We start from the raw sequence: 12,618 nt of genomic DNA on the forward strand, positions 1-12,618 counted from the left end.
AATAATTCTTTTAATTTTGAAACAAATCAAATTATATCAAAATGAAAAAAGTTATATTTTTAATTTCTCTTCTTTATTCGTTCATTTCTTTGTCCCAAGAAAAGAATTTTCAATCGGTTGTTTTTCAGAATATTGGACCAACAATTATGAGTGGTAGGGTGGTAGATTTGGCTGTAAATAATCAAAATCCTTCAGAATTTTATGCCGCATACGCGTCTGGTGGTTTGTGGTACACCAATAATAACGGAATAAGTTTTGAACCCGTTATGGATACCGCACCAACTCAAAATATTGGTTGTGTTGCAGTCGACTGGAATTCAGGATTAATTTTGGTTGGAACCGGAGAAGTAAATTCTTCGCGATCTTCTTATGCTGGAATTGGCGTGCTAAAATCTACAGATAAAGGAAAAAATTGGACCAACATTGGCTTGCCAGACAGCCATCATATTTCTAAAATTTGGATAAATCCTACAGATAATAATGAAATTGTAGTTGGCGTTTTAGGGCATCTGTATTCAAAAAATGAAGAACGTGGCGTTTTTAAAACCACAAACGGTGGAAAATCATGGACAAAAACATTATACATTAATGATGAAACAGGAATTGTAGACATTAGTTTTGCGCCAAATAACCCAAAAATTATGTTTGCATCAGCTTGGGAACGAGAACGTAAAGCAAATAATTTTAAAGGAAACGGAATCCATTCTGGTATTTATAAAAGTGAAGATGCGGGAACTACTTGGACAAAAATCAATGCCAATTCGGGTTTTCCATCTAATATTGGAATTGGTAGAATTGGTTTAACGTCTTTTAATGAAAATATTGCTTATGCGATTGTAGACAATCAGAATTTACGCCCAAATGCCTCTAACGAAAAGCCGAAAGATGCCAATGCGGCTTTATTTGAAGTAGAAGTAATAGGTGCAGAAATTTACAAAACTACAGATTTTGGAAAAACATGGAAAAAAACCAATGATACGTTTATTGATGATGCCTTTTATTCTTATGGATATTATTTTGCAGATATTACTGTTGATGAATCCAATGAAAATCGACTGTATATTTCCGCCGTTCCGTTACTATTTTCTAATGATGGTGGAATATCTTTCGAATCAATTAGCAAAGATAATGTTCATGCTGATCATCACGTTTGCTGGGTGAATCCAAAAAATTCAAATCACATTATAAATGGAAACGATGGCGGCGTAAATATCACTTTTGATAACGGAAAACATTGGGTAAAATGCAACAACCAAGCTGTCGGACAATTTTATAGTGTAAATGTAGATGATAAAGAAAATTACGAAGTTTATGGCGGATTGCAAGACAACGGCGTTTGGGCTGGGCCAAATAATTATGAACCTAGTGTAGAATGGTTACAAGACGGAAAATATCCGTACGAATTTTTAAGCGGTGGCGATGGTATGCAAGTTCAGATAGATAGCAGAACAAATAATTTGGTTTACACTGGATATCAGTTTGGGAATTATACTAAAATTAATAGAATTTCAGGAGAAAGAAATTACATTACACCTCAAGCAGATAAAAAAGAAGTGCCATACAGATTCAATTGGCAAACGCCTATTTTATTGTCATCACACAACCAAGATGTTGTTTATTTTGCCGGACAATACGTGTTTCGATCAATGAATCAGGGAAAAAATTGGGAAAAAATTTCTACCGATTTAACCAATGGAAAAGCGGAAGGAAATGTGCCCTTTGGAACCATAACTTCCATAGCAGAAAGTAAGTTTAAATTCGGAAAATTAATTGTGGGTACAGACGATGGAAATGTTTATGTAACTAAAGATAGCGGTGAAAATTGGGTAAAGATTTCAAGTAGTTTGCCTCAAAATTTATGGGTTTCTCGTGTGCGATTTTCAACGTTTAGCACAAACAGAATTTACATCACCTTAAACGGATACAGAAACGACAATTTCACAACATATGCCTACGTGTCCGAAGATTTAGGTGTGAATTGGAAATTGTTAACCGCAAATCTTAATCAGAATGCAGCGAATGTAATTTTAGAAGATTCAGAAAACGAAAATATTTTGTATTTAGGAACAGATACTGGTTTGTATATTTCGTTAGATAAAGGAATAAATTGGCAAGATTTTTCAATTGGAATTCCTAGTGTTGCGGTACACGATTTGGTTATCCAAAAAAGAGAAAAAGATTTAATTGTAGCCACGCACGGCCGCTCTTTATACAAGGTAAATGTAGCGAATATTCAGCAAATTAATGAAAAAACAATTGCTAATGGTGTGGCTTTATTCCCAATTAAAAACATTCCATTTTCTAAAAATTGGGGCAATAAGCGTTTTGCTTGGGGAACTGAAAACACACCAAATGTGTCAATTTGGTATTATATAAAAGAACTTTCAAACACGGGTTTAACCATAAAAAATAAAGATGGAATTGTGGTTTTTAATCGTCCAGCAAAATCAGAAAAAGGAATGCTTAAAGTTGATTTTGATTTAAGTATTGATGAAAAAACAAAAATGGCAATAGAAAAGAAAGATGGTAAAATAAAAATCAACCAATCAGGCAATAAAAAATACTATTTACCTGCCGGAAAATATACAATTGAATTAGAAAATAACGGAAAGAAGGAAGCGCAATTTTTAGAAATAATAGAAAAAAACCAAATGAGATAAGATTTTTAAAAAATTCAATTCTTAATAGGTTGATATTCAACAAATGTTAATCTCATTTAAAATGATTATAAATTAACTTTCAAAGGTTGTAAGTCTTACTTATAACCTTTATTTTTGCTTACATTAAAATATTCAAATTAACATTAACTATAATTATGGCAAAATCAGCATTTTTAAAGTCATCTATTGCAAAAAAATATTGGATGGCACTTACTGGATTGTTCTTGTGCTTGTTTTTAGTTGGGCATTTATTAGGAAACTTACAATTGTTGGCAGGCGACACTATTGAAGCCGCGTTACAATTTAATAAGTATGCGCTATTTATGACTACTAATCCGGCAGTAAAATTACTATCTTATCTAACTTACATTTCAATTATTTTCCACGCTATTGATGGAATTTATTTAGCCATTCAAAACAAAAAAGCGCGCCCTATTGGGTATGCTATGAACAATCCATCAAAAAATAGTAGTTTTTCCTCAAGGAATATGGCGGTTTTAGGAACTATTATTCTAGTTTTCATTTCTACACATATGATTAATTTTTGGGCAAAAATGCATTTTGATGCAAATATGCCTTTAGTCACAAAAACACAAGGAAGCCAAGAACAATCTCAATCACTACTTATTGGAACGCCAGATTCAAAAATACAATCTATTCCGTTACCACCTGGAGGGTCGTTAAAGAAACTAGTAGAGCAAAATAATAGACAACCTGGAAATTCAACAAAATTAATTTTAGAAGGATCAAACGTGGTAAAAGACGCTAAAACCGGAGAAGTTTTATTTATTGGTTTTAAAGATTTACATAAATTAACTTATGCTTTCTTTAAAAGCAAAGCAAAATTATTCAATATTATTCCAAACGAGGGATTATTTTTCGTAATATTTTATGTGTTATCCATGTTGGCATTAGGCTTTCATTTATGGCATGGTTTTCAAAGTGCCTTTCAAACCCTAGGAGTTAGCGGAAGATTTACGCCAGCAATTAAATCTTTTGGAAAAGCATTTTCAGTTGTAGTTGCGTTTTTATTTGCAATTATACCAATTTACATTCACTTTTTTACAAAATAAAAACATATGGCATTAGATTCTAAAATTCCTCAAGGTCATATTTCAGAAAAATGGACCAACCATAAGAATAATCTTAAATTGGTGGCTCCAAACAATAGACCAAAAATCGATGTAATCGTTGTGGGAACTGGTTTAGCAGGTGCTTCGGCTGCCGCTTCATTTGGAGAAATGGGGTACAACGTAAAAGCATTTTGTTTTCAAGATTCACCACGTAGAGCACACTCAATTGCTGCTCAAGGCGGTATTAACGCTGCAAAAAACTATCAAAATGATGGCGACAGTACGTACAGATTATTTTATGATACGATTAAAGGTGGTGACTACCGTGCGCGTGAAGCAAATGTGCACCGTTTAGCAGAAGTATCTTCAAATATTATCGACCAATGTGTGGCGCAAGGTGTACCTTTCGCTAGAGATTATGGTGGATTATTAGACAACCGTTCGTTTGGTGGTACACAAGTACAACGAACTTTTTATGCTGCTGGACAAACCGGACAACAATTATTATTAGGAGCGTATTCTGCCTTGTCTAGACAAATTGGTTTAGGTAATGTAAAAATGTATAACCGTCACGAAATGCTTGACATTGTTAAAGTTGAGGGAAAAGCCCGTGGAATTATAGCTCGTAATTTAATTACTGGTGAATTAGAACGTCATTCCGCTCATGCGGTAATTATTGCTTCTGGTGGTTATGGAAATGTATATTTCTTATCTACTAACGCAATGGGAAGTAACGTTACTGCTTCTTGGAAAGTACACAAAAAAGGGGCGCATTTTGCCAATCCTTGTTTTGTACAAATTCACCCAACTTGTATTCCAGTTCATGGCACCAATCAAGCTAAGTTAACGTTAATGTCCGAATCATTACGTAATTCTGGACGTATTTGGGTTCCAGCAAAAAAAGAAGACGCCGAAGCCATTAGATCGGGTAACTTAAAACCAACTCAAATTGCAGAATCAGATAGAGATTATTTCTTAGAAAGAAAATATCCTGCATTTGGAAACTTAGTACCTCGTGATGTAGCGTCTCGTGCAGCAAAAGATGTTTGTGATGCAGGACACGGAATTGAATCAAACGATACAAATGAAGGCGTATATTTAGATTTTGCTTCAGAAATTATCACCAAAGGAAAACAAGCTGCGTTTATGCAAGGCGATCATAATCCATCCGATGCTACAATTCAAGATTTTGGAAAAAAATGGGTAGAATCTAAATATGGAAATCTTTTTACAATGTATGAAAAAATTACCGATGAAAATCCATATGAAACGCCAATGAAAATTTATCCAGCGGTGCATTATACAATGGGTGGCGTTTGGGTTGATTATAACTTAATGTCATCTATTCCTGGATGTTTTGTTGCTGGAGAAGCCAATTTCTCAGACCACGGAGCCAACCGATTAGGCGCTTCTGCTTTAATGCAAGGTTTGGCAGATGGTTATTTCGTTTTACCTTATACAGTTTCTAACTATTTAGCTGAGGAAATTAGAACAGGTAAAATTGCAACAGATACTCCAGAATTTATGGAAGCTGAGAATGCAGTTCGTCAATCTATCGAGCAATTAATTAATAATAACGGCACAAAATCTGTTGACTATTTCCACAAAAAATTAGGGTTAATTATGTGGAATAAAGTTGGAATGTCAAGAAATGAAAAAGGATTAAAAGAAGCTATCGAAGAAATTGGACAATTAAGAGAAGGGTTCTATGCAGAGGTAAATGTTCCAGGTGCGGCAAACGAATTGAATCAAGAATTAGAAAAAGCACTTCGTGTAGCAGATTTTATTGAATTGGGACAATTAATGGCTAAAGATGCTTTAGATCGTGAAGAATCATGTGGTGGGCATTTCCGCGAAGAATACCAAGACGCTGAAGGCGAAACGCTTCGTGATGATGAAAAATTTGGGTATGTTGCCGCTTGGGAATATAACGGAAGCGATGCAAGTAAATCGGTACTTCACAAAGAAGAATTGAAATATGAGTTTATCAAAATTGCAGCTAGAAACTATAAATAGAATAAGTAATTAGTTAATAGTGAATAGCAATTAGAATTTTACACTAATCACTTATTACTTGTCACTATAATCACTTTAAAAATAAAATTATGAGTGCTAAAAAAAATATAAATATCAACCTTAAAATCTGGCGTCAAAAAAATGCTAGTGCAAAAGGTAAAATGGAAACTTATAAATTAGATAATGTTTCTACAGACAGTTCTTTCTTAGAAATGTTAGACCAATTAAACGAGCAATTAATCAATACTAAAAACGAACCAGTTGCTTTTGATCATGACTGTCGTGAAGGTATTTGCGGAATGTGTTCCTTGTATATTAATGGTCGCGCACACGGTCCAGATACCGGAACTACAACGTGTCAATTACACATGCGTAAATTTAAAGATGGAGAAACAATTTTTATTGAACCATGGAGAAGCAAAGCTTTTCCAGTTGTAAAAGACTTAATGGTAGATAGAAGTGCTTTTGACAGAATCCAACAAGCAGGTGGATTCGTATCTGTAAATACTTCTGGTAGAACTATTGACGCCAATGCCACTCCAATTAACAAACAAGATGCAGATAAAGCGTTTATGGCAGCTGCATGTATTGGTTGTGGTGCTTGTGTGGCGACTTGTAAAAATGGTTCGGCTATGTTATTTGTTGGCGCAAAAGTATCTCAATATGCTTTGTTGCCACAAGGAAAAGTAGAAGCTACAGAAAGAGTGTTAAACATGGTACGTCAAATGGACGAAGAAGGTTTTGGAAATTGTACCAATACAGGCGCTTGTGAAGTAGAATGTCCAAAAGGAATTTCTCTAGAAAACATCGCTCGTATGAACAGAGAATATTTAAAAGCAAGTGTGCTTTAATTAGATACAATTATAATACAAATAAAAAAACGCATTCAGTAATTGGATGCGTTTTTTTTTGTTTTTAAAGTTTCAACTCCAATTCCTGGTCCACATCCCAATTGGCTCTTACGTCAATTAGTACTGGAAAATATATCATTTCTTCAGGTTGCAATTTGGCTTTAAAGTTTCCAGAATCCCAAATTTTATTTTGGTTATCATCATAAAATAAACGCACTTGGTAGTTGCTTGGCTGAATGGCCTCAAAATATAATTCTGTTTCTTTTGAGCAATATTTTTCGCTAACAATATCTCCAGAAGTATTTAAAATTTGAACTACATAAGGAAATCTGTTGATATTTTTCAAACGTAATTTTAAATTTCCAAAGTCACTTATGGCGCCTTTATCAAAGGCAAATTTTAAACTATCAGATAGGGTATTATATTCATCTTCTATTGCTCCGGGCAATAATTGAAGCTCGTATTTTTCGTTTTCTTCTTGCTTAAAATCAAAAGAAATTTGCTGCTCAAAATCATTAATTTCGGTTGTAAAAGAAACTAAAGCGCTGTCTTTTTTTCTTAAAAATATTTTCTCTGAATTTATTTTTTTAATTGGTGTGGTGGTTTCTAAACTTAATTTTTCATTAAATTGGAATTTTTTACTAGCAAAAAGGGTTATTTTTAAGGAATCTGCTTCTTTAAGCTTTTTCAATTTCACCATATAATTTTTCAAATAGTTTTCAGATTTCACAATTATTTGTATGGAATCTTTGGCTTCTTTAGGCATAAAAACCTGTAAAGTGTCTGATTTTTTATTCGCTGATTTTGCAAAGCGCAAAGGCGTTTCAATGTTATTTTTTTTATAAAATAGTTTCATATTACTTGCATCACCTTCATAACCTAAGAATAATTTGTTATTGCTTTCTATTGTAGGCGTATAGGTTTTGATTTCGTTTTTCTCTGCAAATAATTTTAAGGTAAAACTACTGTCAGAAGGAATTGTTATTTTTTCCTTTCTAAAGGCAATTTTTTCCGATTTTGCTTGATAATTGTAATTGTTATTTTTGTCTTTTAAAGCCACTAAATAATAATTGCCTTCTTTTATGTTTTCAATGGTAAACTTCGTATTTTTTTCTAAAGTATTCGAAATATAAACGGGTTTATTTTTATATACTAATGAATCATTATAAGTAGCGGCTTCATATAACATCACCGTTACAAATTCATCCGTTTCTTTTTCAAATGCATCTTGAATTTCACCTGAAACTTTTAAAGAATCAACAAATGCACCCGTTGAAAATACATATTTAAATTGCGAATACGGAATGCCTTCGTTATAATCCGTTATGCTTTGTCCAAAATTAAAACTATAGGTAGTATTTGGTTTTAAATCTTCATTTAAAGTGATTGAAATGAATTTACTGGCACTTCCTTGCGGCACAATTGTAGGGGTTTTAGCCATGGGCGGCGAAACTATCAATTGTTTGTTAATGTCTTTTACTTTTATGTATTCGCTAAAATCAATTTTAATAGTTTTTCCAGAAAAATTGGTTTCATAATTTTTCGGACTACTTTTAACAATAACTGGAGCAATGCTGTCTTTTGGTCCGCCAGAAATCATGCCTCTTTTGGCACAACTGATACATAGTACAGGAATTACGGTAAAAATAAATATGATTTTTTTCATTAATTATGTTGCTATTTAATACTGCAAAGTAACAACTATATTCACTTGCATCATAATCTTTAATTAAATTTTATGATTGTGTATAGGCCATAGTTAAGATGCTAATTTTGGTGTTTTTTATTTTTAATATTTCTTTTGCACACGCTTCAATAGTGGCGCCAGTTGTAAAAATATCATCTACTAGTAATAGGTGTTTCCCTTCAATTTTGTGAGCGTTTTCAATTAAAAACACATTTTTATTAGCTTCTAACCGATTTCCTTTTGATTTTTGAATTTGAGATTTTAAGTTTTTGGATTTAATTAAAACATCATCAATTATAGGGATAACTAAGTTTTTTTCAAGCGATTCGCAAAAAGTAGTAACTTGATTATATCCTCTCTCATGAAGACGTTTTTTGTGAAGGGGCACTGGAATTATTCCATCAATATCTTTAAAAATTGGCAATTTCATTAGGTCTTTTGAAAAATAATTGCCTAGATAGGTGCCAATTTCTTGCTGATTTCTGTATTTCAAATTGTGCATTAAATGTTGCGCAATTCCTTTTTTTCTAAAATATAATAATGAGGCACCAAATTCAAAAGGTACTAAACCATAAAAAACTTTATGAATTTCTGTCTCTTTTAAAAGATGATGATGATGGGTAAGGGGCAAATTATGAATACAATGGGAACAAATTATTTTTTCATTTTTTAAAAGTAATTTCGAACAGCCATTACAAATTGCAGGAAAGACCACATTTAACAGATTTTTATGTATTTTGTCGAAAAATTTTATCATATTAAAACATTAGTTTTACTTTAGTAAAAATATTAAAAATGTCTTCAAAAAGAAACAATAATTATAAGATTGCAATACTTCTATTATCATTTTTTTTACTGATAGTATTATTTAAAAGTTATAAAGATAATAAATCTGCCAAAGAACTACAAGATACCCTGAAACAAGAAACTTTGATTACTCAAAATCAATTATCTGAAATTCTATATAAGTATGATTCCGTTTCAAATTTATATAATAATTTTGATGAAAATTTTCAAGATTTATCTTTAAAAGTATCCGATATAAAAGACCCAAAAAAGAATATTAAATTCAAGAATTTAGCAGAATTAAATAAAGAAATTGACCAAATAAAAGATTCAATAAAATTGTTGAAAGAAAAATTAAAACAAATTGAAAAGCTTAGAACTTTAATTAAACCTGAAATCATAGCTCCAAAAATTACTGAAAAAACAATTTTAAAAGACGCTAAATTTGAAGTAACTAATTTACAAGTAAAAGGGGTTAAGTTTCTTACAGATAATAAAACACCAAATAAAGTAAAACCAATTGAACAAATTAGAGTATGCTTTACAGTTGATAAAAATAAATCCATTGCTCCTGGTGAAAAAGAAATTTTTGTTCAAATTATTAATCCAAAAAACGATATTGTTTCAGTGGATCAACTAACTTTTGAATACGATAATGTAACTTTAAAATATAGTAAATTAGTAAACTTTGAATACCAGCAACAAATAACAGATGTTTGCAGTTACGTTGATTTAGAAAAGAATAAAACTGTAAAAGGAAGATATATTGTGAACTTATATTCTGGAACTACAAAAATTAGTTCAACCATTTTCAATTATAATTAAAAATTCCTTTTTTAATTCCTTTCCTATTTTTACTTTTGCAACATGGCAAAACAAGAAGACTTATTTAAGAATGTAGTTTCGCATGCAAAAGAATACGGATTTATTTTCCCTTCAAGCGAAATATACGATGGTTTAAGTGCGGTATATGATTACGCACAAAACGGTGTAGAACTAAAGAAAAATATTAGAGAATATTGGTGGAAATCCATGGTGCAAATGCATGAAAATATTGTAGGTTTAGACGCTGCAATATTAATGCATCCTACTACTTGGAAAGCTTCCGGACATGTTGATGCATTTAACGATCCATTAATTGACAACAAAGACTCTAAAAAAAGATATCGTGCGGATGTGTTAATTGAAGATTATGCCGAAAAATTAAACATCAAAGCACAAAAAGAAATTGAAAAAGCAAAAGAACGTTTTGGCGCCGCTTTTAACGAACAGGAATTTATTACAACCAATCCAAGAGTTGTAGACTATTTATCCAAAAAGAACGAAATTTTAGCCAGAATGGCGAAAAGTTTAGCTACCGGAGATTTAGATGATGTAAAACTTTTAATTGAAGAATTAGAAATCGCTTGTCCAGATTCAGGATCTCGTAATTGGACAGAAGTACGTCAGTTCAACTTAATGTTTGGTACAAAATTAGGGGCTTCGGCTGACACAGCGATGGATTTGTACTTGCGTCCAGAAACGGCTCAAGGAATTTTTGTGAATTTTTTAAATGTTCAAAAAACAGGCCGAATGAAAATTCCTTTTGGAATAGCACAAACCGGTAAAGCATTTAGAAATGAAATTGTTGCCAGACAATTTATTTTCCGCATGCGCGAATTTGAACAAATGGAAATGCAGTTTTTTGTAAAACCAGGTGAAGAAATGAAATGGTACGAATACTGGAAAACGACGCGATTAAATTGGCACAAATCATTAGGATTAGGTGCTGAAAATTACCGTTTTCACGACCACGAAAAATTAGCACACTACGCAAATGCTGCCGCAGATATTGAATTTAATTTCCCTTTTGGATTTAAAGAATTAGAAGGCATTCATTCTCGTACTGATTTTGATCTAAAAGCGCACGAACAATTTTCTGGTAAAAAATTACAATATTTTGATACCGAAGAAAATAAAAATTATGTGCCTTATGTAGTAGAAACATCTGTTGGTTTAGACAGAATGTTTTTAGCCGTATTTTCAAAAGCATTACAAGAAGAAACATTAGAAGATGGCTCTACTAGAACAGTGTTGCGTTTGCCTTCTGTTTTAGCACCTACTAAAGCGGCTGTGTTACCTTTGGTTAAAAAAGATGGATTGCCAGAAATTGCCAAAGAAATTATGGAAGAATTAAAATGGGATTTCAATATGGCTTACGATGAAAAGGATGCTGTTGGCCGTCGTTACAGACGCCAAGATGCTTTGGGAACGCCATTTTGTATTACTGTTGACCATCAAACGGTGGAAGACAAAACGGTTACTATCCGTTACAGAGATACCATGCTTCAAGAACGCATAGCAATTACAGATTTGAAAAGCCTCATTGAACAGGAAGTTTCTGTAAGGAATTGGTTAACAAAAATGTAATTAAATAAAAACGCCAAACTCAAGTGAATTTGGCGTTTTTTTATTTTTTAGTATTTTGGTGTTCTTCAAGTCGTGCTAAAATGCGTTTGTGCAGGTGTTTGTAATTGTCAACTTCTGCAGCATAATATCTGTTATTTTGATGATAAGTAGTACTATCTATTTTGTATTTTTTATAAATGTAGTTTTTAGCATCTATTTTGTTAGCTTGTAAAATTTCTGGTGCATTTATTTTAGCAGCTTGTAAAATAGCTACATCGTATAAAATATTTTCCATAGTGGCTTCATCCAAAAGTTTTTTTGGCAGTTTTACAGGATTTTCGTTACACGCAAAAAACCCAAAAAAAATAGTTGCATAAATTATTTTTTTCATTGTTATTATCTATCAAAAGTTAGTCTTTCTCCTGCAATAATATCTTTTACTTTTCCATTGGCATAAGCCAATTTTCCATTCACAAATGTATGCGTCACTCTCGATTTAAAGCTGACACCTTCAAATGGCGACCAACCACATTTTGCAATAATATTTTCTTTTTTCACATTCCATGGCATGTGTGGATTAACTAAAACTAAATCGGCAAAATAACCTTCTTTAATAAAACCACGATTTTCTATTTTGAATATTTTTGCTGGATTATGACACATTTTTTCAACAATCTTCTCAATAGAAATCTTCCCTTTAAAGTAATATTCCATCATGGCGACTAAAGCATGCTGCACTAAGGGGCCACCTGATGGGCAAGTGGTATATGGATTTGATTTTTCTTCTAAAGTATGCGGGGCATGATCTGTGGCAATAACGTCTATTCTATCATCTAATAACGCTTTCCAAAGTGCGTCCTTATCTTCTTGCGTTTTAACGGCTGGGTTCCATTTAATTAATGAACCTTTGGTTTCATAATCTGCATCTGTAAACCATAAGTGATGGATGCAAACTTCAGCAGTAATTTGCTTTTTTTCAAGCGGCATTTTATTTGTAAATAAGTCTAATTCTTTAGCTGTTGAAATATGAAAAACATGCAACCTAGCTCCGGTTTTTTTAGCCAATTCAATAACCTTAACTGTAGATTCGTAACAAGCGGCTACACTTCTAATTTCTGGGTGTTTCGTTACAGGAATGTCATTACCATAGATTTCTT

10 protein-coding genes are annotated in these 12,618 nt (G+C 32.4%); 6 read left to right on the top strand and 4 right to left on the bottom strand.

Annotation, left to right across the window (positions count from 1 at the left end):
* Window positions 1–41: 41 nt before the first annotated feature.
* The 4 genes from ACIQ2I_RS01365 to ACIQ2I_RS01380 all read left to right on the top strand — a co-directional run bounded on the left by ACIQ2I_RS01365 (window position 42) and on the right by ACIQ2I_RS01380 (window position 6,600).
* The gene (locus ACIQ2I_RS01365; RefSeq protein WP_396180643.1) at window positions 42–2,660 is read left to right on the top strand and encodes a WD40/YVTN/BNR-like repeat-containing protein; all 2,619 of its coding nucleotides are present in this window, start codon (window positions 42–44) and stop codon (window positions 2,658–2,660) included.
* A 155-nt stretch (window positions 2,661–2,815) separates the two neighbouring features.
* Entirely contained in the window at window positions 2,816–3,733 is a 918-nt protein-coding gene (locus ACIQ2I_RS01370; protein ID WP_396180644.1) for a succinate dehydrogenase cytochrome b subunit, read from the top strand.
* Window positions 3,734–3,739: 6 nt separating this feature from the next.
* Window positions 3,740–5,749, top strand: coding sequence for a fumarate reductase/succinate dehydrogenase flavoprotein subunit (locus ACIQ2I_RS01375; protein ID WP_396180646.1), 2,010 nt, complete (start codon window positions 3,740–3,742; stop codon window positions 5,747–5,749).
* Between the two features lie 89 nt (window positions 5,750–5,838).
* On the top strand, window positions 5,839–6,600 hold the full coding sequence (locus ACIQ2I_RS01380) for a succinate dehydrogenase/fumarate reductase iron-sulfur subunit (RefSeq protein ID WP_396180647.1): 762 nt from the start codon (window positions 5,839–5,841) through the stop codon (window positions 6,598–6,600).
* Between the two features lie 64 nt (window positions 6,601–6,664).
* On the opposite strand, the gene ACIQ2I_RS01385 is transcribed toward ACIQ2I_RS01380, so the two are convergent.
* Window positions 6,665–8,266, bottom strand: coding sequence for an Ig-like domain-containing protein (locus ACIQ2I_RS01385; RefSeq protein ID WP_396180648.1), 1,602 nt, complete (start codon window positions 8,264–8,266; stop codon window positions 6,665–6,667).
* A gap of 70 nt (window positions 8,267–8,336) precedes the next feature.
* Window positions 8,337–9,044 (bottom strand): ComF family protein, encoded by a 708-nt coding sequence (locus ACIQ2I_RS01390; RefSeq protein ID WP_396180649.1) that lies wholly within the window; start codon window positions 9,042–9,044, stop codon window positions 8,337–8,339.
* 38 nt (window positions 9,045–9,082) lie between these two features.
* On the opposite strand from ACIQ2I_RS01390, the gene ACIQ2I_RS01395 reads away from it, so the two are divergent.
* The gene (locus tag ACIQ2I_RS01395; protein WP_396180650.1) at window positions 9,083–9,898 is read left to right on the top strand and encodes a hypothetical protein; all 816 of its coding nucleotides are present in this window, start codon (window positions 9,083–9,085) and stop codon (window positions 9,896–9,898) included.
* A 42-nt stretch (window positions 9,899–9,940) separates the two neighbouring features.
* Window positions 9,941–11,482, top strand: coding sequence for a glycine--tRNA ligase (locus ACIQ2I_RS01400; protein ID WP_396180651.1), 1,542 nt, complete (start codon window positions 9,941–9,943; stop codon window positions 11,480–11,482).
* Window positions 11,483–11,522: 40 nt separating this feature from the next.
* On the opposite strand, the gene ACIQ2I_RS01405 is transcribed toward ACIQ2I_RS01400, so the two are convergent.
* Both ACIQ2I_RS01405 and ACIQ2I_RS01410 read right to left on the bottom strand, forming a co-directional pair.
* Window positions 11,523–11,852, bottom strand: a complete 330-nt coding sequence (locus ACIQ2I_RS01405) for a DUF4296 domain-containing protein (RefSeq protein ID WP_396180652.1) — start codon at window positions 11,850–11,852, stop codon at window positions 11,523–11,525.
* A gap of 5 nt (window positions 11,853–11,857) precedes the next feature.
* A partial coding sequence (locus tag ACIQ2I_RS01410) for an amidohydrolase family protein (RefSeq protein ID WP_396180653.1) occupies window positions 11,858–12,618 on the bottom strand: 761 nt, incomplete at its 5' end.

It is taken from the genome of Flavobacterium sp. (genome assembly GCF_044368995.1).
Classification (GTDB): Bacteria; Bacteroidota; Bacteroidia; order Flavobacteriales; family Flavobacteriaceae; genus Flavobacterium.